This window comes from Belliella baltica DSM 15883, from assembly GCF_000265405.1.
Classification (GTDB): domain Bacteria; phylum Bacteroidota; class Bacteroidia; order Cytophagales; family Cyclobacteriaceae; genus Belliella; species Belliella baltica.
Genome location: NC_018010.1, coordinates 1,668,377 through 1,693,538 on the forward strand (window position 1 = coordinate 1,668,377; position 25,162 = coordinate 1,693,538).

The following is a 25,162-nucleotide window of genomic DNA, read 5'->3' on the forward strand; positions in this document are numbered from 1 at the left end:
CAAACCCAATGACCGGAATAAAAAAGGCTTTTTATTTTGTTCTTTTTGTTGCAATGCTGTGCACGGCATGTGATCAAGATACTGGACAAACTCCTGAAGTGGAGGAACCGCATGATCAGGAAGTGGATTTTTTATTTGGCGCAGATCTTTCCTATCTCAACCAAATCCTGGATCACGGAGGAATTTACAGTGTAGGTGGAGAACAACAGGACCCCTACAGGATATTTGCTGAAGCCGGAACACAATTGGCCAGGTTTAGAATTTGGCATAATCCACTATGGACGGGAGAAATTTATGGACGGGAAACACCTTTATACAATGACTTAGAGGATGTCGAATCGGCCATAGGTAAGGCAAAATCTGAAGGAATGGAAATTCTCCTTGATTTTCACTATTCAGATGTTTGGGCTGATCCTGGAAGACAGGAAATTCCAGCAGCATGGAGGGAAATAGAAAGTCTTGAAGTACTACAGGACTCCATTTATCAATATACCTACAAGACCCTGAAATATCTAGGATCAAAAGGCCTTTTCCCTGAATATGTTCAGATAGGTAATGAAACCAACTGCGGTATGTTATTTACCGATGCACCGGAGAACTTCCCGAAGCTGAACGTCTGTGAGGGGAACTGGCAGAATTTTAAATCAGTAGCAAAAGCTGCTGTAAATGCCGTTCATGATGCTGCCGGTCATTCCGAAACCAAAGTTATTTTTCATGTGGCCGATCCCGAAAATCTGGACTGGTGGTTTGAAAATTTTACCGGATCGCCCAATGAAGTGGATTTTGATATTATTGGCTTTTCCTATTATCCTTTATGGCATACCACGATTTCCCTCACCCAGTTGGAAAGTGCTGTTTCCCGTATCAAATCAAGATTCGCTAAGGATATAATGATGCTGGAAACCGCCTATCCCTGGACTTTGGAAGGTAACGATGACTATACTAATATTTTTGGGGGACAAGCTCCTCTTCCCGGCTTTCCTTATACCATTGAGGGACAAAGAGAAATCATGGTTAGTATGTCCGAAAGTATGATCAATGCAGGTGGCTTGGGTATCATCTATTGGGAGCCAGGATGGATATCTTCTGATATGAAAGATTTATGGGGAACAGGTTCGTCCTGGGAAAACTGTGCTTTTTTTGACTTTGAAGGGAATCTCCATGATGGAGCTGATTATGTGAATTTGTTGAATAATAAATATAAAATCAATCCATGAATGATATTAAGAAGATAGTACCTATATTCTTTCTCTTACCTGCTTTGCTGTTTCAGGTTCTGCCGGGGTATTCCCAAAACCAGAATAGAATGGAGGATATTGTGAGGATAAGTGATGAGGGACTTCTTGTATGGGAAAGTGATGGTGTGGAAGCTTCCTTTTTTGGAGTCAACTATTCCTCTCCCTTTGCTTATGGATTCAGGGCCTTGACCAGGAAACAAATTAACATTGAGGAAAGTATTACCGGAGATGTTTATCATATGGCAAGGCTTGGTTTTTCAGCCTTCCGGGTTCATGTTTGGGATACTGAAATTTCCGATGTCGAGGGGAACTTACTAGAGAATGAACACCTTCGCCTTTTTGATTTTCTATTGGCAGAATTAAAGAAAAGAAATATAAAGGCTATCATCACACCCATAGCATTTTGGGGTAACGGCTACCCTGAACCTAACTATGAAACTCCTGGATTTTCACATTATTATGGAAGATCCCGTCTGACCACAGATCAGGAAGCCATCAAGGCCCAAGAAAACTATTTAAAGCAGTTTTTGAACCATGTCAACCCTTATACCGGAATAGCCTACAAAGATGATCCCGCAATAATTGCTGTGGAAATCAACAATGAGCCAGCCCATAGTGGTTCAGCAGAAGGTGTTACCTCCTACATCAATAGCCTTTACCATGCCGTCAAAGAGGCCGGTTTTATTAAGCCGATTTTTTATAACATTGCTCAGAATCCTTCTTATGCTGATGCTGTGGCCAGATCCAAAGCTGATGGCTTTAGCTTTCAGTGGTATCCGTCTGGATTGGTTTCAGGTAGGACATTAAAGGAAAATTACCTTCATCATGTTAATGCTTACACCATTCCATTTGACTCTATTCCGGAATTTTCAGGCAAGCCACTTATGGTTTATGAATTTGATGCAGCCGATATAATGGGGCCTTATATGTACCCGGCAATGGCCAGGAGTTTCAGGGAAGCTGGCTTTCAATGGGCAACCCAATTTGCCTATGACCCCATGCATATAGCCAATGACAATACGGAATATCAAACACATTACCTAAACCTGCTCTATACCCCTCCTAAGGCCATTAGCATGATGATAGCCGCGAAAGTATTTACACAGACTGGAATTAGGGAAAGTTTTGGGGACTACCCTGATAACAATAAGTTTGGAAACGCATCTGTAAGCTTTGAAGAAAACAGCAGTGAGTGGATCTCTGATGAAGAATTTATATATACAGGCCATACCCAAAGTGTGGCCCCAAAGCCTGAGCAATTGAAGAAGATTGCAGGTACAGGATCATCCCACCTTGTCAGGTACCATGGTTCTGGAGCTTACTTTCTGGATAAATTGGGAAGTGGTGCCTGGAGATTGGAGGTTTACCCTGATGCCACTCAGGTAAGAGATCCCTTTGCGAGGACTTCTCCCGAAAGGGATGTAGCAGTTCTCAAATGGGATACCCATGAAATGCAATTGTCTATTGAGGCGCTAGGGCAGGATTTTCAGGTCTTACCTTTAAATGAGGGGAACAGTTTTACCACCGGAGTCGAGGGTGGGAGGTTTAAAATTAAACCGGGTACCTATTTGCTCTTAGCTCAAGGTGAAAATTTTGAAATTGAAGAAAATACCAAAATCGGAAATCTTGGAATCAAGGAATTCAAAGCCCTGGATCCTGACTTTCAAAAAGTATATGTCTTCCATCAAGCACCTAAAGAGGTTCTTGATTCTAGGGATCTCGATATCAAAGCCATTGTTTTTTCTAATGATCCTATGGATGTGGTTTTGGAATATAGAAATGGACAGGGCAGGATAATGGAAACTAAAATGGAGCATGATAATGGGTATAAATATGTTGCCATGGTCAACAAAGATCAGTTTTCTTCAGGGATCTTTGAGTATAGGATTAAAGTGGAAACAGCAAATGATACCCTGATATACCCAGGAGCTGTTTCAAAAGATGATCTGGAATGGTACTCTGAAATACCTGAACCGTACAAGGTTTTTGTTTCTTCGGAAGCAGCAGATGTATTGCTTTTTGACCCAGCACATCACAAGGATATTCAATACCATCCTAATTATGATCCGGGGTTTGCAACTGCCTTATCAGCAGGACAAAGAACAGGAGATCTTTTGCTGGGGCTACAGGTGAAAAATCCCTCCAAAAATGATCTTATAGCAGTCCAACATTCTATCAAAGAAAGCCTTGACAACAGAGCCCCTGTTGTATCCGGGTTTGCGAAAATAATCGTGGAAGCTAAGGTGGAAGGAAAGGAAAGCAAAACCATTGAAATTGGCTTGACTGATTCTGAAGGAAGGGCATATGTGGCTGAGTTGAATCTGTCAGGGGAGCTGGAGAAGCATGAAGTATCACTGGATGATCTCAAAGAAACAAAAGCAGTATTGTTGCCAAGGCCATACCCCGGCTTTATGCCGCTTTATACCAAAGCTAGGATATCCGGGGGATCTTTGAATTGGGATAATATTGAAAAGCTACAGATAAAATTTGACCAGACTGAAGGAGAAATGGAAAGTAACGGTGCTTACCAGATAAAAATAGGTAAGATTTGGATTCAGCCAGACTGAAGTATGTATGGAATACAATCATTACAATAACCTAAAATATACAAAATATGCGTAAAGACTTTACTGCCATCAAAATTGCAGTAATCATGCTACTGACGCTGTTTGCTCAGCAACTGAGTGCACAGCAGAGAACAGTGACAGGTAAGGTGTTTGACAGTGACTCAGGGGAAGAAATGCCCTTTGTAAATGTAACTGTTAAAGGAACTGACATAGGCGTGATTACAGACATTGACGGAGCTTTTTCCATCAATGTAAATTCATCTGAAGACATCCTCGTATTCACCTTTATAGGGTACGGGAGAAGGGAGGCTAGGGTAGGTAACCAATCGGACATTACAGTTAACATGGATCCGGAAACTGCCCAGCTGAATGAAATTGTTGTAATTGGCTACGGTACGCAAAGGAAATCCGATATTACTGGGTCTGTGGGTTCAGTGACACGTGAAGATTTCAATGTGGGACAGGTTACTAATGCCGAACAGCTCATAACAGGAAAAATTGCCGGGGTGCAGATCACTCCCAATTCCGGAGCTCCGGGAGCTGGGGGTAGGATAAGGATTCGGGGCGGCTCCTCTCTAAATGCCAATAACGATCCATTGATTGTCATTGATGGGGTACCGCTTGACAATTCTTCAGTGGCCGGTGCAGCAAATCCATTAAGTTTTCTCAACCCAAATGACATTGAAACTTTTGATGTTCTGAAAGATGCCTCTGCAACTGCTATTTACGGTTCAAGGGCTTCCAATGGCGTGATTTTGATCACTACAAGAAAAGGGAAAAAAGGTCAGGACCTCAGTCTTAATGTGAGTTCTCTGGTATCGGTTTCCCAAATTGCCAACAACATAGATGTCCTCAATGCTGATCAATATAGGGATGCGGTAGCTGCACAGGCTTCCCCTTCCCAACAAGCTTTGATCGGCTCTGAAAGTACCAACTGGCAGGATGTGATCTTTAGGGATGCGATAAGTATTGACAATAATGTAAGCTTAAGTGGTTCCATTAACAACATCCCGTACAGACTTTCGGTAGGAAACCTGGAACAGAACGGTGTGCTAAGAAGAGATAACCTAAACAGGACAACGGCAGCCCTGAGCTTGACCCCCTCATTGCTAGATGATAGGTTGAAGATCAACTTTAATGTCAGAGGTACTTATTCCTACAGCCAATTTGCTGATCAGGGAGCTATCGGGGCGGCAGCAATTTTTGACCCAACACAGGCCATTTATGATCCTGAAGGTTTTGGAGGGTATTGGGAATGGTTAAATGAAGATGGCTCCCCTCAGACCTTGGCTCCAAGAAATCCACTTGGTTTGCTGGAGCAAAGGGATGACAGAGGTGAAGTTAAAAGAAGTATAGGAAACCTACAACTGGATTATGCCCTGCCATTTATTGATGGATTGCGGGCCAACTTGAACCTTGGATATGACATTAGTCAAAGTGAGGGAAGGGTAGTCATACCATCTTCATCCGCAGCAGGTGTAAATGAAGGAGGTTCACTCTTGGATTATGCTCAGAATAAACGAAACCTACTGGCGGATTTTTACCTGAACTATGTAAAGGATTTTGGGAGCGCAGGTAGACTCGATGCAACTGCAGGATATTCATGGCAGGATTTCCTGATAGAAAACCCGGCGTTTCCAAGAATAAATGAAGCAGGCACAGTACTTGAACCGGCTGGAGTGGAAACCAGACCCCAATATAGGCTTATTTCATTCTTTGGAAGGGTTAACTATAGCCTAAAAGACAGGTACCTCCTCACCGCGACACTAAGGACAGATGGATCTTCAAGATTCAGCCAGGAAAACAGATGGGGAGTTTTTCCATCTGTGGCAGCAGCATGGAGGGTAAGTGAGGAAGATTTTCTTATCAACAACAACGCCATCACAGACCTGAAGTTAAGGTTGGGATATGGAGTGACCGGTCAGCAGGATATTGGCTCTTTTTTCCCTTTCCTTCCCAGATATACCTTCAGTGATGATGCGGCAAGGTACAGGTTTGGGAATAACTTCTTCAACACATTAAGGCCAGAAGGGTATGATAGAAACATCAAATGGGAAGAGACAGTAACCTACAATGCCGGATTGGATTATGAATTTTTTAATGGAAAGTTTTATGGTAGCCTGGATTATTATTACCGGGTGACCAATGACCTTCTTGCCGTCATACCTGTTCCTGCAGGCACCAACCTTACCAATCAGCTTTTCACGAATGTAGGGAACATAGAAAGTTATGGTTTTGAGGCAGGCCTGACATATAATGTCGTCCGTACCAATGAACTTAATTGGGATATAGGTGCCAACTTCACCTACAACAGGGTGAATATCCTCAGCCTGAGTAATGTGGAAGAGGATGCAGTTGGGATTCTTGTTGGTTCAATTGGAGGAGGAACCGGCAACACGATCCAGGTACAGACAGTAGGCTTTCAGCCCAACTCATTTTATGTATGGGAGCAGGTATATGGAACAGATGGGGCTCCTCTGGAAAATGTATATGTGGATCAAAATGGGGACGGAATAGTCAATGAACAGGACCTCATCAGAAGGGGATTCCCTGATCCAAGGTATTTTTTCGGGTTCAATTCCCAGCTTAGATACAGGAATTGGGATTTTGGATTTGTGCTAAGAGGCAATATAGGTCAGACAGTATACAACAATGTCAGATCTGCGAATGGTGCCTATCAAAGCCTAAGATTCCCTGATTATCTGATCAATATGACTTCGGATGTTTTGGAAACGAATTTTCAAAACTACAGGCTGAGATCCAGCCACTACCTTGAAGACGCCTCGTTTTTGAGAATGGAAAACATCAGCGTCGGGTATAATTTCGGAAATGTCTTCGCTTCAAGGGTCAACCTTCAGGTGAATGCCACGGTACAGAATGCCTTTGTGATTACTGGGTATTCGGGAATAGATCCGGAAATTCCGGGAGGGATAGACAATAATTTCTACCCTTTTCCTAGGATATTCTCTTTCGGAGTAAACTTTGGTTTTTGATTTAAACATGAAATCTAATTTGAATTAAGGATTCATGAAAAAGACAGAAAAAATGAAAAAGAAATTTATCAAAAAGACAGCAATACTTCTGGTGACCATATTCGCCATCGGAGGATGTACAGATCTTGACCTTGAACCTTTCGGGGAGTTTACCTCAGTTCAGGTATATCAGGATTTTGATAACTACATACAGGTATTGGCCAAGATGTATGCAGGGCTTGCAACCAGTGGACAATCTGGCCCTGATGGACGTGGGGATATAGGTGGACAGGATGAAGGAGCATCTACTTATTTAAGGGCTTTTTGGAAGTTGCAGGAATTGCCTACCGATGAAGCCATAATATCCTGGAACGATGAAGGGCTTCCTACTTTGAATACCCTTACCTTCTCTTCAGACAATGGCTTTATTGCAGCCATGTACTACAGGATTTTCTATCAGATTACCTTGGCCAATGAGTTTATCAGGGAGCTAAGTGATGAGAACCTTGATAGCAGAGGTATTTCTGAGGCCAACCAGCAGACAGCAAGACTGTACAGAGAGGAAGCCAGGTTTTTAAGGGCATTGAGCTATTATCATGCCTTGGATTTATTTGGCAATGTGCCATTCGTCACGGAGCAGGATGCCGTTGGATCCTTCTTTCCTGAGCAGATCAATAGGCAAGACCTGTTTTCTTACATTGAATCTGAATTGTTGGATGTCATACCCAACCTAGTGCCGGCCGGACAGAATGAGTATGCAAGAGCAGATCAGGCTGCGGCAAGAATGCTTTTGGCAAAAATGTACCTCAATGCAGAAGTATATACAGGCCAGCAAAGGTATTCTGAGGTAATTGCCCAGCTAAATGAAGTGTTGAATGCCGGATACTCACTAGAGCCGGATTACAACCACCTTTTCTTTGCAGATAATGATAAGTCTCCTGAGATCATTTTCCCTATATCATTTGATCAGGCAAGTACCATGTCTTGGGGTGGAACAACTTTCCTTGTCAATGTAGCCATAGGAGGGACCATGCGAAACTTTTACAGCTTTGGTGTTCCAGGGGGGTGGCAGGGAATGCGGACAAGACCGGAAATCGTAAGGCTTTATCCAGGAACTGATGGTACCCCAGATGCCAGAGGTTGGTTCCATACTGATGAACAACAGATTGATATTGTTTCCATCAGCACATTTCAGGATGGGTACGGAGTCCTTAAATTCAGAAATATAACCAGAGACACAGAAGACAGGCCAGACGGTCCGGTAAGTGACCAAGTCAGTGTGGACTTTCCATTATTCCGATTGGCAGATGCTTATCTCATGTATGCCGAAGCGGTTCTCCGTGGAGGCTCAGGAGGCACCGAATCACAGGCACTCGATTATATCAATGCTTTAAGAGAAAGAGCTTACGGGAATTCAGAGGGAAATATCTCTTCAGGTGACCTTAACCTTGATTTTATCTTAGATGAAAGGGCCAGAGAACTGAAATGGGAAGCTACTAGAAGAACGGATTTGATCCGTTATGGCAGGTTTACAGGTGGAGCCTATATATGGCAGTGGAAAGGTGGAGTCTTTGAAGGTACATCTGTTCCTGAATTCAGAGACCTTTACCCACTACCACAGGCAGACCTGATAGCAAATCCAACATTACAACAGAATCCAGGATATTAACAAATGGGAAATCTTATGAAAAATCTTAATATATTATTCTTACTTCTATTGGGAGCTGTAGCAGTATGGAGCTGTACAGAAGAAGAAAGGACAGTTATCTCAGATAATCCAGGTATCCCGGTTTTGAATAGTCCGGCATCAGGGCAATCAATTGTATTGTCGGAAGAAACAGGTTCCCAGGATCTGGTATTTAGTTTTGATCCAGCAGATTTCGGGTATTCCGCAGCAGTGAGCTATACCGTTCAGTTAGCTGAATCAGGCACTTCGTTCCAAAATCCTCTGGACGTGGGCACCTCCAATGGTTCGGATATAAGTATTTCTGAAGCCTCCCTGAACCAAAGGTTGATAGGAAGAGGATATGACCCTGATGAAAGTATTCAGATGGATGTCAGGGTTCGTGCCAGCGTCGGAGATGCTGTAGAACCTGTATTTTCTTCAGTATCCAATATTTCAGTTACACCATATTCCGAAGCATTGGTGTTTGCCAAAATGTTTGTGCCAGGTGATTATCAAGGTTGGTCTCCCGAGAATGAAAATACCGTGATCTATTCAGTAAATAATGACAATATCTTTGAAGGTTATGTGCATATCCTGGGAGGTTCGGGAGCTTTCAAAGTGACTGAAGAGCCCAACTGGGATATAAATTATGGTGGGGCAAACGGTACTCTGGAAAGAGACGGTCCTGACTTTGTGATTTCAGAACCTTTCGGAACATTTAGGTTAAAGGTTGACCTGAACAGCCTTACCTATGAAATCGGAACAAGAAGAAGGTGGGGAATAATAGGTGACGCTACTCCATTGGGATGGGACGGAGATACTCCTATGGATTTTGATTCTGATGAAAACGTGCTGACTATTACCATTGATCTGGTTGAAGGTAATTTTAAATTCAGAGCCGGAGATTTGGCCTTCAATTATGGAGATACCGGTCTGGATGGTATACTGGACCCGGATGGTGCTGACATTCCCATATCCGAAGATGGAAATTATACCATTACTATGGATTGGAAGATACCAGGAGAGATCAGCTATGAAGTAGTGAAAAATGACTGATTTGCCTAAAGGAACAAGTTTGGAAATTTCTGATGTGGTAATAAAATCATAGACTTGGTTTGTTGAAGTGAACAGGTGGCTAAAGAGGGATATTTAAAAGAATCACTTTCTTTGATTTTCCTTTCTTGGCCTCCTGTCACTTAACTGCCCTGAGAATTGCTATTGGCCGAATTTCTTATCCAAAAGTCTGATTTTTTTTAAGTCTTATCATGTGCTAAACATTATTTGCATTGCAAAGAATAATCATATGTTTAAGGTTTATAATAGTATTTAGGCTTTAAAGGTCAATAGTTGGAATTTAAAATTCACTGATCCGCAGAATAGAAATCTATGATTTACTTTTTATTTATTTAGTCAAAAAACCAAGTAAGAATTAAGGTTTAGCTGAGCCATATGTTTGTTACAATATATTATGTAGTAGTTTGGTAGAAAGGTATAAGCTGTAGTACATCGAATTCTAATTTTATGTCATTGTCTAGTTCTTTGCCCAAACCCAATTGGTCGAAAAAGTTTTCCTTTCTACTTTCAATTTCCATTCTTTGACTGTCTATAGATGGTGGGACAGATTTTTTTCTTTTAGCATTTTCTTCGCTGACCTGTTTTAAATAGGCGTAAAAATGTTCTGTTGAATTGAAACCCTTGTATTTTAAGTCTTTTAGAATTCTAGTTATCCTTTCAGCTATCATGGAAAACTTAAAAAACATTGTATTGAAATCTCTCAATTTAATTTCTTTGTTCAAATCTTTATTTTTAAGGTGATCCAAAAAAACATCAATTTCAACATTTATATTTCTCAAAAGGAGTTCAAATTCATGTAACGAGTCATAATTTTTTCCTGATGTTGTAAACTTGTTTATTCGTAAGTCTTCTGGTAATGATTTGAATTTCAAAATATGTTCTTCAGATGGATAGCTATTAAAATCAGCAGTTTCTAACTTGATTTTTAAGGTGTTCAGGATTATAAAGTTTCTATAATAATGCCTTAAAAGGTCTTGGAAAATGATTTTTTGAAACCGCTTGTTTATTTGTCCCTGAGTGTAGACTTTGTGTACGCTCACAAAGGTGAAGATTGTACCAAATGCAGCAACAGTTGCAAGAAAAATCCCAAGTCATTCATCAAGATCTGTTTGGGTAAGTTCGGTAGGGATTGTATTTGACCTTACCTCATTGATCAAAGTGAATAACCTTGTATATACTTCTTCCTGATATGATGATAAATTCCCGGTAGTATCTTGTAGGTTTGTTCCTATAGGTTCTTCTAATTCGTCCATGTTTTCTGAATTCTGGGGATAAAACAAGATTAAAGTCAAGTTGAAAGTGAAAGGTGGTTTGGTCTTCTCCCATTCATTGATTCCAATTGAAATTTTATTTTTAATGGCATTTGGAAAATAAATAATTCCATCAAGATTATCTTATTTGTAACTACTCAGGTTGTAAATTAGCTATATGATTTAGATTTTCTAAGATATTTCCCGAACGTTTGATCAGGGTATCCACGACGGATCTTATAACACAGAAGTTTTCAGCTCCATTGTTGGATTTGAACTGTCCTGATATTTTTTGTTTCACCTTGATGTTGCGTATGGCTCTTTCAGAGGCATTGTTATCCGGTGGTACTTTTTGGTGATAGAGAAAAGTAAAAAGTGACTTTCTGTATTTCAGGAGTCTTTTTTGTAGGGATACTGCTTCTTTATGTTTTGACTCTACAGGTTGGGCGAGTAGGTTATCCATCTTCTCTTCAATGGAAGCAATACTCCTGCTATTCTCTGGATCTGGTAGTTTTTTGAGTTTTCTCTTCAGTGAGATAGCTTCCCTGAACAGGGCCCTAAGGCTGTCAGCCCATTTAGATTTATAGCGTTCAACAATGTAGTTGAGCTCCCTAAGCAGATGTGCACAACAGAGCTGGTGCAGGTTTTCCGAATAGTTGAAGTATGCCCTCCATGCATCGTGGCACAATACTGCCTTTCCGAACCCATCGGGAAAATGTGTATTCATCGCCTTAAGTCCACGTGATTCAGATATAGCTAACAGGGTGAGTTCCTCGGTCTGATAAGTCCAGACCCACTGTTTGTTTCCATCCACTTTAGCCCCAGTCTCGTCAGCTCCTATCACAGGACTTTTAGAGACTGCCGTCTTTATCTTTGCATATATTGGTGCAGACTTGCGGGCAAACCTACCGATAATGTTATCGATACTCCCCTCGCTGAGATTAATACCGAAGCAGTCCCTGAGAAGTTCTTTCATCCTTCTATAGGGAACATACTGTCTGGCATGCAGATAACCGACAATGGTTTCAACACCGCTCCCGTACTGTATGGGGGCATTGATATTGTCAGGGAATGACCCACTGATCTTTTCTCCACAGGAACAGTTTTTGGAAAAGATTCTATGCTCGGTACATACCACTTTAATCACAGGAAGATCCAGGACCTGTCTTTTGGAGGACAGTTCTGCTGGAACCGCCGACAGATCACCACCACAGCAGGTACAGAATAAAGGGATGTGGTTTTCTATTATGTCCGGGGAGGATGTCATTTCAAGGGTATGGCCTTTGTGTCCAGGCTGACCGCCGGTTTTGCGCCCTGTATCCTGACGGAGACTCTGATTTTTTTTGGGGCGGTTCTCGTCTTTTGAAGGGGGAACCGAGCTGTTGCGGCTGTTTTTGGGATTACGGTAACGGGCAAGCTCATTTTCCAAATCGGATACCCTAGATTTTAAAGACTTGACCTGCTCCATAAGCTGGAGGTTCATCTTGATCAGTTCCTGAATAAGCGTATCCCTGTGGTCCAATATACTATAGAAATGTTTCCTGAATATCAGCACATAATCCCATGAATACCAATAATCCACGCTGTTTTTCCCCACAAAAAAATGTGGATAAACCAACTTTAAAGCTGATTTTCGTACATTCACATACAAATACGCATCAATACACCACAGAGGGCAACAAGACTCCAAATACTTGAATATTGGTCAGTAAATAATGTACCTGAGTAGTTACTCTTATTTTATATAAAAAAATGTTTCTATTCAATTTATATGATAGAACCCTGTAGTCAACCTTCCATTCCGGGTACAGGCTCAATACAAATCATTGGCTTATTTGGAACTGCCGAATAGCTTGTCTATGATATTATTTATTTTGCTGCTTTAAAAAATGATATAGCCAGGCATTTATTTAGTCCAGCCTGGCTATATTGGTGTTGTAATACAATTCTTAATTGCTACGGGACTTATAAACTCTGAATTCAAACCCTGAAAGTTCCAGTGCTTCATTTCCAAAAGCCCCATCATCTCCATAAATTGTAGTCCAGTCATGCTTTTAGCTCGAATTGACATTCTCCTAATTAGCCTTTAGTCAACAAATCATCATTCAACGGGTGTTAACATTTTAAAAATCCAAAAAAAAGTAAGCCTCATAAGAGTTTAAGTATTTTCTTTAAGTTAGTTGGGTTTGTAAATGGATGCCAAAGTTTTATTATGTTGGTAATAAATCCTTTAGAATAATTTCACCGGAATTTAATCATTCAGAATCATTGAGTTTTTGGATCATTTTCTGGAGATCAGCATGATAATTTCTTCCTATCGGTATAATTTCCTCATTGATTTTCAATTCTTTGGCAGAAACAGCATCAATCCGATTGACATTTACAATATATGATTTGTGGACTCGCTTAAAATCAGTTTCAGGTAGATTTGGTGCAATGTCCTTAATTGGACTTCTGAGGGTAAAACTTTTTGATTCGGTAATTATATGGGTATAAGTACCCTCTGTTTTTATATATTGGATATCATGTATTTTTATTTTTCTCAGCCATCCTCTGTCTCGGATAAAAAAAGTGTCATCCATTTTATTAGAAGATTTATGGTGTCCGTAGTTTTCGTTTTCAGTATAAAATTTACTCAAGACCAATTCGATTGTGGTAGTCAATGTTTCCTGACTGAATGGCTTGAGGATAAAACCTTCAGGTTTGATTTCTTTTACCCTTTCGATTATTTGGGAATCTGAAAAAGAAGTAATAAAAATAATGGGTACCTCTGCTTTTCTTCTGATTGCAAAAAATGATGAAGTTGACCCCCAGTTGACGATTTAAATTGACCCCCAGCTGGTGATGTAAACTGCCCCCCGTCAAAAGTTATTTTTTTGGAATGGAATAGGAAGCTTTTAAGTCCTGTTAGGAGTGCAAACAATTAAGCATTCCCATGGCCAATCGCACTCTTACCATGAACAAGATCAAACAAATTTTACGAGGCCATTTTGAAGGCCATGGCTCCAAGCAGCTCAGTAAATTAATGGGAGTCTCCCGCAACACTGTCAAGTCCTATCTCAAAAGATTTAGACAAACAGGTCTATCCTTTGAAGAGGTTAATCAGCTTTCCGATGAAGGTTTAGCTGAATTAATATTAGGACCTCCATCTCCTGTTCAGCAAAGTGACAGGTTGGAAACACTACTTCCTTTATTACCTGGGATTGTAAAGAAGCTGCGTACAAAAGGTATGACACGTCAACGTCTCTGGGAAGAATATCGAGAGAAGCACCCCGACGGTTTTCAGTCAAGTCAGTTTCGAAAGCATATTCGGGAATACGTGGGTCGGCAGGGACTAACTATGCATTTTGACCATCCAGCAGGAGAGAAAGTTTTCATCGATTATGCAGGGAAAAAGCTCCATGTTACTGACCCTGAAACTGGTGAACATTTTCCAGTAGAGGTATTTGTGGCTACTCTAGGTTGTACTCAATACACTTATGTAGAAGCTACTTACACTCAGCAGAAACCAGACTTCATTGGAAGCTGCACAAGGATGCTGGAGTTCTTCGGCGGGGTTCCAAGGGTAATCGTGCCTGACAACCTCCGGTCTGCAGTTTCCAAAGGCAGTAAATACTCCCCAGTCCTCAACGAGACCTTCGAAACATTTGCTGAGCATTACAATACCACTATTATTCCTGCAAGACCCCGACAACCCAGAGAAAAATCTCTTGTAGAAGGTGCTGTTAGATTGGTATATCAGAGGATTTATATGGAGCTACAAGGTAAAGTTTTCTTATCTCTTGAAAGCCTCAATGAAGCGCTCTTTACATTGTTAGCTAACTACAATGACTATGCGCTAAGAGGAGAGGAAAGTCGCAGAGAGCAGTTTGAGACACTTGAACGAAGCAGTCTGCTGGCTCTTCCTGAACTCCCTTACCAGTTGATGAGTGTAAGAGTATGCACAGTAATGAAAAATACCCATATCTGTCTTGGAGAGGATAAACACTACTACAGTGTTCCCCATCAGTATATGGGAAAGAAAGTCAAAGTCCTTTTCAATGATGACCAGGTAGAGATCTTTTACAAGTATCATCCTATAGCCAAACACAAACGCGATAAAAGGAAGCATAAGTACACGACACTAAGGGATCATCTGGCCGGAAACCAGAAGTATGTATCCGATTGGAGTTATGAATTCTTTGTAAGTGAAGGCAATAAGATCAGCAAGGAGGTAGGGAAATTCCTATCCAGCCTGATGGAATCTATTCCCCATCCGGAGCAAGGTTATAGATCCTGCTCCGGGATCCTTCATCTTGCCCGCAAAGTGGGTTCACAGCGGATCACTGGAGCCTGCAAAAGAGCGTCAGAGTATGGTGTTTACACCTATCCTATGATTGAACAGATCCTTTCCAAAAATTTAGACGCAATCAGTTTTTCCGATGAACAGCTGGATGAGTCTTCCCAGATGCCCAAACACCACAACATCCGTGGCAACAGATACTTCAGTTAACAAACACCAATTCCAATGATACAAGAAACAATTGAAAAAATGAGAAAAATGAAGCTTTACGGCATGTCACGAAGCTTCAGTCATGCCACAGAATCCGGCTCTCTGTCATCCCTTACACCGGATGAACTGATTAGTCTGCTCGTGGAAAACGAATGGGATGACCGTCAAAACCGCAGGATGGATCGAAGCCTTCGTGGTGCACGTTTCCGATACAAAGCCACTGTCGAGGAACTGGATTTTCGTCCCGGGCGTGAACTGGACAAAAATCAACTATTGAGACTCGCAGACGGAGCATACATCCACAAAGGAGAAAACATTCTGATGACAGGAAGTACAGGCACAGGTAAGAGTTATCTTGCCTGTGCCTTGGGCAATCAGGCTTGTAGCAAGGGACACAAAGTCCTTTATGCGAATACGACTAAGTTGCTTACCCAACTGAAAATGGCTAAGGCTGATGGATCTTCTATCAAAGAGATGCTCAAACTCGAAAAACTTGATGTGTTGATACTCGATGACTTTGGGATACAACCCCTAGATGTTCAGAGCAGAATGTTGCTGATGGAGATTATAGAGGACCGACATGGTAAAAAGTCCACCATCATCACTTCGCAGTTACCGGTCAGTGCATGGTATGAAATAATCGGAGATCAAACTCTTGCAGATGCTATTTTGGACAGAATTGTGCACGATGCTCACCGGATAGAACTAAAGGGAGAATCCCTGAGAAGAAAACGTAATATTAATCCCGAAAAACAATAACTTTAACGCGATGTAAGTCCACTATTCCTGACCAAAAAAACTACTTAACTCCGGGGGGTCACTTTGCAGCGCTGATAGGGGGTCACTTTGACCGCTATATGCAATCAATTACCTTGAAGGGCTGGATATCAAAGTATCAATGGACGGAAAGGGAAGGGCTTTGGACAATGTATATATTGAAAGGTTCTGGAAGTCGATCAAGTATGATTACATCTATCTGAACCCAAGCGAGGACGGTTATGACCTGCTCAAAGGTGTCAAATGGTATGTTGAATATTACAACCAAAAGGTTCATCATACCACTAGGGAGAAGCCTGGGGAAAGATATTATGGGCCAACCCGAAAAGCATCATAAAGTAAAAGTTAGTTGTTCTATTTCCCAAGGGTACCCTTGGGAAATAGAACAACTAAAGAAGTATTAACAAATAAATAAATTAACTTAGCAACTGATACTTTTGGTCCAACAAATGGGGAGTGTTATAGTGGACTTTCTTTTGCTACTCTTCTTTTTGCAATCAAAACCGCATTTGCTGACTTAATCCCAAAAAATATCATCAATTTTTCTCTTTTTTCCCCTTTCACCTTGATTTTATCAAGCCTATAATGGTTTTTGATTGTTCCAAAAACACCTTCCATTTAAGTAGCCATCTGTCTGGAGATTTTAGAGTTTAGTGCAGAGTTCTCTGTAAAAAGTGAGAAAATTTCTATTCCTGGATTCTTAGTAGATTCAGTTGATGATAAAAGTAAAATCAAAATCAAGCAAAGTGTCTTGTTTATAAAAAAGCTTGAAGGTGCAGAATATTCTCCGTTATTGGTTAGATTTTATAGTTTGCAAGAAAATATAGATCAGGTAAGTTATAACCATATCCCAAAGGATTGGAATGGAATCATAGAAGCTTTTGGCATGAATGATGGACATTATATTACCTTTAGCTTTAAAGAAGGTCAAATGGTCAGTTATAGCAAAGTCTTATTAGAAGATACTAGAGCCTCAAAGCAGATAGGTGTAAATAAGAGCACGACATGCATTACTTCAATAGTAGAAAATCCTTCTTATGTGGTGTGTTATGAAAGTATTTATGATTGTACGATTTACAGTGGTGGTACTAGTATTATAACTTATTGTGTAGATACAGGAAGCTCGGGGCCTGGAGGGTCTAGCCCTGGAGGAGATAGTTTTTGTGAAGAGTTTGATTGTTATGCTTTCCCTGGTGGTGGAGACTTGGGAGGAGAATTTGAAGAAGATGATCCATGTAAAACAAGCAAAGAAGACCTGAAAAATGCATTCCCTGATGCTCCTGATTCATTTTTGGGGGAACTTGAGAAGTTTGTTAACAAGCATTCAAAAGATTTTGGTATAGATTCAAAAGAAAAGATGAATCATTTTTTAGCCCAAGCTGCGCACGAAAGCACTAACTATCTTGGAAAGACTTTCTCAGCTTTAGAGGAAAACTTGAACTATAGATGGGAAAAATTAGGTACGAAGGATAATTTTGAAACCTATTTTAACCCAATCTCAAACCCAACAGCAAACTCTTTAAAAGCTAATCCAAATGATTTTAAAAGATCTGAAAATTCTGATTTTGTAGATCCTGTAAAGCTTGCAAATTATGTCTATGCTCGTAAACAACTTGGAAATACTTCACAAGGTGATGGATATAAATATAGGGGAAGAGGAATTTTTCAAATTACAGGAAAATATAATTATGAGCAATTCAACAAATTTTATAATGAAAAATTCAATGCAAACATTGATTTAATTAAAAACCCTGAAATGGTTTCGAATAACATTGAATTAGCAGTAATCAGCGCATTATGGTATTTTGAAAATAAAGTTTTAAAAAAGATTGATATCAATGAATTTACAAACATTAAAAAAGTAACCCAATTAGTGAATGGCGGTGAGAATGGACTTCCACATAGACGAGAGTTATTCAATAAAGTAAAAGACATTATAAATTGTATATAAAATAAAAGCCATGAAAAGAATAAAGTTATTAGTTAAAGTAATTGTTCCTATTACAGTTGTAGCTTTGCTTGTTGGATTCAAGTTGTTTTTTTATCAACAGGATTCAGATGAAAGTCTCTTAGGAAAATATGTAAGTACTGACGATCCTAATTGGGTTTGGGAATTTAAGTCAGATGGGAAATTAAATGAGTATTACGAAGGAGAGTTAAGTGATGTTTATTATTACTCTATTGAAAAGACAAGTCCTCAATGTGGATTTGAAGTTGATGAAGGTCCTCTTTTTAAATATTTGGTTAGAAAAAATGTAGTAAATACTTCTGAACAATATTGTTACGAAATTTATTCTATGGGAAATGAATATCTTCAGCTAAGGTATTTAGGTGGAAGTGGATTTTTTAGTTTCAAAAAAACTAACTAAACTATATAGAACCTACTTCGGTTTACATAATCTTTCAAGGAGATTACCTATCTAAGGACCGATTTGTTTTAAATCATAAGATTAAAGCCTTAGAAGTTCGTGTTACAGCAGATGAGCCGATTTGAGGCATGTTTGCTTTGGGTGGGGTTATATTTAAATGGATCAAAAGGATGAAATAGATTTCCACATTGACAAAGCTAACCTCTGTTTAGATACTATTACCATAATAAAAGAATATAAAACGCCATTTATCTATTGGTTTAAAAATGATTCAAGTCTATTTGAAAAAACCTTGATTTTGATAGATAGTACTGATTGGATAAGCAAAGAAAGTAATATCAAGGGAATAGGCGTACAAATTTATACAACAGGATCTTGCAAGGACCTGATAGAGGGAAATTAGGAGGTAGATATAAGTATAAGAAGTATCCCCAGAACAACGCTTTTTGGGGATGCTTTTCTCACAACAACCCCTCCCCACTTTCAGCTTCATCCACCGCTTGATGCAGAAAATCGTGAAAGGGTTTCATCAGCTTGAAGGCATTGAGCGTTTTGTTTTTGAAATTGCCAGAAGAAATATCTTTGTCGGCCAAAGGCGTAGAGACAATAAAACTCTTGTATCTCAGCAAATCAATATGTGGATGCTCAGCATCGTAATCTCTTGGGCTTGTTTTAAGTTGCTCGCCTTCTAAGCTGGAAAAATGTTTCTTGAAAGTAGGTTCATTGAGTATCTTAAGCAGTTCTTCCCCAGAGTAATCGATTTCTTGACGGATTTTCTTCAATACATCAGCCTGTGGCATCCAGATTCCTCCAGCGATGAAACTCTCTCCTGGTTGTAAATGCAAGTAATACCCAGGTCCATTGGATTTTTTTCCTCCTGTAGAAAAATATGCTGCAAAATTGGTTTTATATGGGGCTTTGTTTGCAGAAAAACGGATGTCTCTGTTTTGTCTGAAAACACAATCTTTGGCTTTAAAAGCCGTCAATGCAGGCTCCCAAGCGGTAATACCTCCTAACATTTCTCCTACATCTTCAATAAACTCCCCTCTCACCTTCTGATACCAATCCCGATTGGCATCCATCCATTCTTTGGAGTTGTTATTGGCTAATTCTTTTAGAAAATCAAGGTATGGAGTTGGCATATTTTATATTTATTGAGATCTTTTAATTTAACCAAGAAGAAGTAAAATAGTTGGGAACCGTTGTTTTAAGTAAATCACTTAAAATAATGCGAGTATGTTAAATATTGCTGATTAATAGTTATTTTGATCGAATGATGGTGAATTTCATTCTTGTTGATCCTTTAAATAAAATCAACCAACCCCTCCAATTTCATTCCCCTACTACCTTTGATCAGGATCAGATGATCTTCGAACTTGGAGTCTTGAAGCCAGTTTCGGAAGGAAAAAGGATCTGGAAAATAGAGTGCTTTCATCGGAGCTTTGGCCAAAGCTGCTTGCGTATGCTTGCCGGCAAAGCAAATTTTATCAAAAGCATATTGGCTGACCAATTCACCCAATTTCTCGTGTTCAACTTGTGTGCTGTCACCAAGTTCATACATATCTCCTAAGATGATCATTTTGTATTTTTTGCCAGTCATCTCACCAAAAGTCTTGATCGCAACTTCCATGCTCGATGGGTTGGCATTGTATGCGTCTAGGATGATCAGGTTGCTTCGTTTTTCTACGAGTTGAGAACGCATATTGGAAGGCTTGTAATTGACGATAGCCTGAACTGCCTTTTCTATAGAAACACCGAAAAACTTACCTAAAGTAATAGCGGTGGCAATATTCCCAAAGTTATATGCTCCTATCATGGAACTAAGATGTGTTGCTTCGCTTCCTTCTACTTTGAATCTTACAAAGGGATTGGCATCCACAAACTCAACTTCACAAAAATCTCCTTTTGCAGGGTAGAGAATTGGGTTTTCAAATCGCTTAGCCATATTGGAAAGGATAGGGTCCTGGGAATTGATAAAGACAGTTCCTTTGTGTGCTCTTAAGTGTTGAAACAACTCGGTTTTGGTTTTCAAGACTCCTTCTGGTCCTCCCATACCTTCCAAGTGAGCCTTTCCGATATTGGTGATAAACCCATGTGTAGGTTCTGCGATGTCACAAAGTTCTTTGATATCGCCTTGCTTGTTGGCGCCCATCTCTATAATCGCAATTTCGGTATCTTTTTCTATTGCGAGCAATGTTAATGGCACTCCAATGTGGTTGTTTAGATTCCCTACTGTGGCTGAAGTTTTAAATTTTTGCTTTAGAACAGCGTGGAGGAGTTCTTTGGATGTAGTCTTACCATTACTGCCTGTTAGTCCTATGATGGGAATACTGAGTTGTCTTCTGTGATGCAGGGCTAGTTGCTGTAAAGCAGTCAAAACATCCTCAACTAGAAAATATCTCGTGTCATTATTCGGGATTACTTCTGCTTCATCTACGACTACCAAAGCGGCACCAATTTCCAATGCCTGTGCTGCAAATGTATTGGCATTGAAATTCGGTCCTTTGAGTGCAAAAAATATATTTCCTTGATCAATTTTCCTTGTATCGGTGCTGACGCCTGTGGATTTGAGAAAGTGTAGGTAGAGAAGTTCGATGTTCATCATTTATTTTTTACGAATAATCTTTAAAATTAAGATATTCGAAACATCTTTATCAAAATTCTGTCGTTATTTATATCCATGATCAAGTATTTTACTTTTTTATTCCTTTTCACTTTGAGCGCGAGTTTAGCGCAAACTTCTTTTCAATTTGATCAAAATATAAATCTCACTCAAAATGGTGGGAATTTAGAATTGCCCTTTGCAGGAGGACTAAACGCCGCTCAGATCCAAACAATGGATGTGAATGGAGATGGTGAAGATGAAATGGTCATTTGGGATATCAATGCCCGTCAGATTTCTGTTTTTAAGATTGAAAATGATGTTTACACTTTCTTCCCTGAGATGGCTTACTATTTTCCTTCTGATGTAAATGGGTTTTTGGTTCTAGCTGACTTTGATGGCGATGGGAAAAAAGATCTTTTTACAAGTAGTCCTTTTGGAATTAGAGCTTATAAAAATGTTAGTCCTGTTGGAGCTACTTTCCCAAGTTGGGAATTGGCTCAGAACTTTCTAAGACTTGACAACAACTCCAACCTTCAAGCGAACAATCTTGATATTCCATTGATTTTGGATGTAGATGGAGATGGAGATTTGGATATTGCCACTTTCAATTTCGCTTCAGGGGATTTTTTGGAGTTTTACAGAAATACATCCATCGAACGAAAAGGTTTTGCAGATGTTGATGGTTTTGCTTTTCCAGAGCCGAGATGGGGAGAATTTGAGTTCTGCAGTTGCGGAAGCTTTAGCTTTGGAGTTACTTGTTCAGGATTACCTATTGGTAGGATTCTCGATGATGAAAATCAGAGAATTCAACATGCTGGAGGTCATTCGATTTTATACTCGGACTTCAATGGAGATGGTATTTTTGATTTGTTGATGGGTCAAGATGAATGTGATGTACTTTATTATTTGCCCAACAAAGGAACGAATGCAACACCAATTTTTGATGAATTTGCGACTTCGCTTCCTAATATTGGAGATTTACCAGAGTTTCCTATTTTTCATGCTGCACAGCTCTGGGAAAATCAACTTTTAATAAGTACAAATTCTTCTGCTATTGCGGGTATCTTTCGAGCTGATTATGCTAAAAATATATTTTCTATTCCCCTAGAAGGAGGAAATATTCAGCCTTTTCTTCAAAATCGGATGTTGGATTTAGGAGAAAATACAAGACCTTTTTTTCAAGGAAATAAGTTAAATGGGTCACTTCTACTCTAGGCAAATTCTTTAATCGGGAATCGGGTTGTAGGGAATTTGAATCGGATATCTGTTACAGAACAAGCTTGGGAAGTCGTTGAGGAAGATTATTTAGGATTATCGGAACTTGATTTGACTGATTTGCAATTCCAAGCTTTCAGAAATGCACAAGGGCAAGAGAGTTTTTGGTTGGCAGGAACAGATACTATGAATTTATCCTTAGTCAAAAAGTTATTTTACACAACACAATCAAACCTTCAAAATCTTCAAGAAACCAATGTTTCAGGTATTACACCAAGGCCTTTGGATCATTTTGAGTTTTTTTCTTTTGAAAATCAAGATTATGCCTTGTTGGCAAGGCAAACAGGGGAGTTGATTTTATTTGGGGTGAATTTTTTGAATGCTTTACCACAGCTTAGCCTCTTAGAAAGGAATTTCTTAGGATTCCAAGATAATCCTTCATCCCGTAATCTCAATGTTCATGTTGTTGCAGGGCAGCGACCGAGTTTGTATGCAGTAGATCAGCGGGGTGGTGTATTATACATTTCCGATTTTATGGATTCAGCTGTTAGAGAAGAGGTTTTGGTTAGAATAGGAGAAGAGTTTCGACCTACAAGACTCGGTAGAAATACTTGGGTTAGCTCCATTCCTGATGCATTTGGATCTGATTATGATTTGCTTTTGGGGACGACAGCAGGAGGTTTGATTTATCTCAAAACTTCTGAGTCAGTAGATGGTCCTAGTTCTGAGGAGTTTTTAGTAAAGGTATTTCCTAATCCAACTGATGGCCCTATTCGCGTGATTGCGAATCAATCAGCAGTAGTTCAGTTGGTAAACAGTCTGGGACAAGTTTTATTAGATGATATAGAGATTCAAGCTAATCGAGAAGTTGAGCTGCAATCCAACGCTTTAGCTTCAGGTGTTTATTTTTTGAGCTTTAGAGTTGAGAAAGGTGCCGTTTATAGCAAAAAAGTAATAGTTCGATAATGACCTATCCGTGCTAGTGGGTAGATGAATATACAATTTTTTGGGTATGGTGTTCAGGACTATGGTTTTGCAGTTTTGTAGAAAGAATTTTATCCCAACGAAACCAAAAAAATCATGAAAAAAATCATCTTATCTGCAGCGATCATCAGTTTATCTGTAGGATCTCTATTTGCTCAGGAAATGTTCAATGGATTTGGAGCTAAAGGCTTTTATAACAAATCTCTAAAAAATCAGGAATCATTTTATATTCCTCAAATGCAGATTGGGTTTGAAACTTATGTAGAAACCAAACAGGTAGAGAAGGAATCAAAACTCAGCGCTTTTGCAAATAATATGGCAGCTCATAGTAAAGGGGGGCAATATAGTGGAAGACAGTCTAGCTCAGCAAGGGTAACAACTATTTTGAATGCTGGAATGGAGCTTTCTGATTTTCAGTTACTTGCTGATGACTTTCATGAAATTTTAGAAAATGAAATTGAGAAAGCTGGATTTAATGTTTTGCAGATGGAAGAAGTTGATAAACTAGAAAGTTTTCAAAAGATAAAAGATAAATATTCTGATAAAACTGAGAAAAAACAAAGTAAAGCAGATCCAAATGATGTTGGGTTTGGTACTGTAAAAGTATATCCAAATCATACATTATTTATGTTTGACGAAAAATCAGTGATGAAAGGTGGTGGTCCAGCTTTTTATGGAATGCTTAAAAAAGTTCATGCTGAAACAAATGCTGCTATGATTTTGCAAAATCTAACAATAGATTTTTCAACGGTTGATTTGGAAGTTGAAATAGATGCAGGAACAAGAGGCAAAACCACAACTGCAGAAATGAAGATACTTCCTAAAATGCGAATAACTTATAATATCATGGATTTTATAACCCCGAAAGGAGGACCAAATTCTGCTCCAGCCAGCCTTTCTACTGAGTTTATTTCTAGCAAAGAATATAATGCTAATATTTATACTGATAAAGACAAAGCTGAAAGTTTGTTCAAAAAGTTTTTTGCGATTGGTGTTCCAAGTGTTGATTTTGATCCCAGAATAATAGAAATGTCTAAAGAAGACTATATGGCAGCAGCCAAAGACCTTTTTACCCAATACTCACAAGAGTTTGCAAAAGCATTGGTCGTTGGGGCCAAAGGGAAGTAATAAATTTACTGACCAGAGCCAAGGTGAGAGCCTTGGCTTTTACTTTCTTCAACTTATTCAAAGGTATTTTTATATTTGGAATCTGAGACATTTTTCAATTGAGGATATAAGCCACTTAAAGCCCAATGGATTAAACTGAAAAGTGGATTTCATTTTTGAAGTAGGTAAATCAGATCAAATTATTGGCATAAGCGAACTTGATTAAGCCTACAAGGGAGTTAGTCTTTGTCTTTCGGAATATATTTTTCCTATGGGTCTCTACAGTACGCTCGGAGATAAAAAGTTGCTCAGCAATTTCTTTGTTTGAGCATTCTTGTGCGATTAGTTTGAGAATCTCTCGCTCTCGATCAGTAAGCATTTTTTCTTCATCAGGAAACTGAAGGCTATTGATGATAATTTTATTGATATCATTACTCAAATAAATTTTCCCTACTTTGACTGCAGAAATAGCTGATAAAAGTTCTTTGTGGCTATCATTCTTAAGAATATAAGCGTGGATTCCTTCTTTGAGGATTTCTTTTACCAAATGGACTTCATCATGCATGCTGAGCATGATGATTTTGGTTTCTGGGCTGATTTTTTTGACTAATCTGACCAATGCAAGCCCATCTAGACCAGGTAAGTTAAAGTCCGTTATCAGAAGATCTACAGCATTTTGTTTGATAAATTCCAAGGCTTTTTCTGCTGTGTTTGCTTCCCCAGTAATTTGAAGAGAGTCATCTCTTTCAAGTAAACTTTTAATCCCGTCTAAGAGGATGGCATGATCATCTACCAGAAATACTTTCATGGCTTTAGGTTTATTGTTAAGTTTCAGAAATTGGTGTA

At 39.4% G+C, this 25,162-nt stretch carries 20 protein-coding genes; 13 read left to right on the top strand and 7 right to left on the bottom strand.

Going from position 1 to position 25,162, the window contains the following annotated elements:
- Positions 1 to 8: 8 nt before the first annotated feature.
- From BELBA_RS07720 to BELBA_RS07740, 5 genes are read left to right on the top strand one after another with little or no spacing between them, the layout of a single operon-like run.
- Positions 9 to 1,217 (top strand): glycoside hydrolase family 53 protein, encoded by a 1,209-nt coding sequence (locus tag BELBA_RS07720; protein WP_014772168.1) that lies wholly within the window; start codon positions 9 to 11, stop codon positions 1,215 to 1,217.
- Complete coding sequence (locus tag BELBA_RS07725; protein WP_014772169.1) at positions 1,214 to 3,805, top strand: glycoside hydrolase 5 family protein; 2,592 nt, start codon at positions 1,214 to 1,216, stop codon at positions 3,803 to 3,805. Before BELBA_RS07720 ends, BELBA_RS07725 begins: the two co-directional genes overlap by 4 nt.
- Before the next feature lie 47 nt (positions 3,806 to 3,852).
- Positions 3,853 to 6,798, top strand: a complete 2,946-nt coding sequence (locus tag BELBA_RS07730; RefSeq protein ID WP_014772170.1) for a SusC/RagA family TonB-linked outer membrane protein — start codon at positions 3,853 to 3,855, stop codon at positions 6,796 to 6,798.
- A 34-nt stretch (positions 6,799 to 6,832) separates the two neighbouring features.
- Positions 6,833 to 8,446: a RagB/SusD family nutrient uptake outer membrane protein gene (locus tag BELBA_RS07735; protein WP_014772171.1), complete on the top strand. Its 1,614-nt coding sequence runs from the start codon at positions 6,833 to 6,835 to the stop codon at positions 8,444 to 8,446.
- A 15-nt stretch (positions 8,447 to 8,461) separates the two neighbouring features.
- Positions 8,462 to 9,499 carry a SusE domain-containing protein gene (locus BELBA_RS07740; protein ID WP_014772172.1) on the top strand — a complete coding sequence of 346 codons (1,038 nt, stop codon included), beginning with the start codon at positions 8,462 to 8,464 and terminating at the stop codon, positions 9,497 to 9,499.
- A gap of 410 nt (positions 9,500 to 9,909) precedes the next feature.
- Here the strand turns inward: BELBA_RS07740 and BELBA_RS07745 are convergent, their stop codons facing one another.
- From BELBA_RS07745 to BELBA_RS07755, 4 genes are all read right to left on the bottom strand, one after another.
- Positions 9,910 to 10,557: a hypothetical protein gene (locus BELBA_RS07745; protein WP_014772173.1), complete on the bottom strand. Its 648-nt coding sequence runs from the start codon at positions 10,555 to 10,557 to the stop codon at positions 9,910 to 9,912.
- 51 nt (positions 10,558 to 10,608) lie between these two features.
- The gene (locus tag BELBA_RS19635) at positions 10,609 to 10,770 is read right to left on the bottom strand and encodes a hypothetical protein (protein ID WP_014772174.1); all 162 of its coding nucleotides are present in this window, start codon (positions 10,768 to 10,770) and stop codon (positions 10,609 to 10,611) included.
- A 151-nt stretch (positions 10,771 to 10,921) separates the two neighbouring features.
- On the bottom strand, positions 10,922 to 12,364 hold the full coding sequence (tnpC, locus tag BELBA_RS07750; RefSeq protein ID WP_245531063.1) for an IS66 family transposase: 1,443 nt from the start codon (positions 12,362 to 12,364) through the stop codon (positions 10,922 to 10,924).
- A gap of 658 nt (positions 12,365 to 13,022) precedes the next feature.
- Positions 13,023 to 13,406, bottom strand: a complete 384-nt coding sequence (locus BELBA_RS07755) for a LytR/AlgR family response regulator transcription factor (RefSeq protein ID WP_157466070.1) — start codon at positions 13,404 to 13,406, stop codon at positions 13,023 to 13,025.
- Positions 13,407 to 13,702: 296 nt separating this feature from the next.
- On the opposite strand from BELBA_RS07755, the gene istA reads away from it, so the two are divergent.
- From istA to BELBA_RS07780, 5 genes are all read left to right on the top strand, one after another.
- Positions 13,703 to 15,259, top strand: coding sequence for an IS21 family transposase (gene istA, locus BELBA_RS07760; protein ID WP_014772175.1), 1,557 nt, complete (start codon positions 13,703 to 13,705; stop codon positions 15,257 to 15,259).
- Between the two features lie 15 nt (positions 15,260 to 15,274).
- Positions 15,275 to 16,018 carry an IS21-like element helper ATPase IstB gene (istB, locus tag BELBA_RS07765; RefSeq protein ID WP_014770947.1) on the top strand — a complete coding sequence of 248 codons (744 nt, stop codon included), beginning with the start codon at positions 15,275 to 15,277 and terminating at the stop codon, positions 16,016 to 16,018.
- Between the two features lie 127 nt (positions 16,019 to 16,145).
- A complete protein-coding gene (locus BELBA_RS07770; protein WP_425358385.1) occupies positions 16,146 to 16,373 on the top strand; it encodes an integrase core domain-containing protein in 228 nt (75 codons plus the stop codon).
- 414 nt (positions 16,374 to 16,787) lie between these two features.
- A complete protein-coding gene (locus BELBA_RS19965; protein ID WP_014772176.1) occupies positions 16,788 to 17,987 on the top strand; it encodes a glycoside hydrolase family 19 protein in 1,200 nt (399 codons plus the stop codon).
- 10 nt (positions 17,988 to 17,997) lie between these two features.
- Entirely contained in the window at positions 17,998 to 18,405 is a 408-nt protein-coding gene (locus tag BELBA_RS07780; protein WP_014772177.1) for a hypothetical protein, read from the top strand.
- Positions 18,406 to 18,866: 461 nt separating this feature from the next.
- Here the strand turns inward: BELBA_RS07780 and BELBA_RS07790 are convergent, their stop codons facing one another.
- The gene (locus BELBA_RS07790; RefSeq protein ID WP_014772179.1) at positions 18,867 to 19,547 is read right to left on the bottom strand and encodes a DUF2461 domain-containing protein; all 681 of its coding nucleotides are present in this window, start codon (positions 19,545 to 19,547) and stop codon (positions 18,867 to 18,869) included.
- A 161-nt stretch (positions 19,548 to 19,708) separates the two neighbouring features.
- Positions 19,709 to 21,007 (bottom strand): UDP-N-acetylmuramoyl-tripeptide--D-alanyl-D-alanine ligase, encoded by a 1,299-nt coding sequence (locus BELBA_RS07795; protein WP_014772180.1) that lies wholly within the window; start codon positions 21,005 to 21,007, stop codon positions 19,709 to 19,711.
- Between the two features lie 78 nt (positions 21,008 to 21,085).
- On the opposite strand from BELBA_RS07795, the gene BELBA_RS20125 reads away from it, so the two are divergent.
- From BELBA_RS20125 to BELBA_RS07805, 3 genes are all read left to right on the top strand, one after another.
- Positions 21,086 to 22,225: an FG-GAP repeat domain-containing protein gene (locus BELBA_RS20125; RefSeq protein ID WP_014772181.1), complete on the top strand. Its 1,140-nt coding sequence runs from the start codon at positions 21,086 to 21,088 to the stop codon at positions 22,223 to 22,225.
- A gap of 36 nt (positions 22,226 to 22,261) precedes the next feature.
- Positions 22,262 to 23,191, top strand: a complete 930-nt coding sequence (locus tag BELBA_RS20130) for a T9SS type A sorting domain-containing protein (protein ID WP_014772182.1) — start codon at positions 22,262 to 22,264, stop codon at positions 23,189 to 23,191.
- Between the two features lie 114 nt (positions 23,192 to 23,305).
- Positions 23,306 to 24,337 carry a hypothetical protein gene (locus tag BELBA_RS07805; protein WP_014772183.1) on the top strand — a complete coding sequence of 344 codons (1,032 nt, stop codon included), beginning with the start codon at positions 23,306 to 23,308 and terminating at the stop codon, positions 24,335 to 24,337.
- Between the two features lie 169 nt (positions 24,338 to 24,506).
- On the opposite strand, the gene BELBA_RS07810 is transcribed toward BELBA_RS07805, so the two are convergent.
- Positions 24,507 to 25,124, bottom strand: coding sequence for a response regulator (locus BELBA_RS07810; RefSeq protein WP_245531151.1), 618 nt, complete (start codon positions 25,122 to 25,124; stop codon positions 24,507 to 24,509).
- Positions 25,125 to 25,162: the final 38 nt, after the last annotated feature.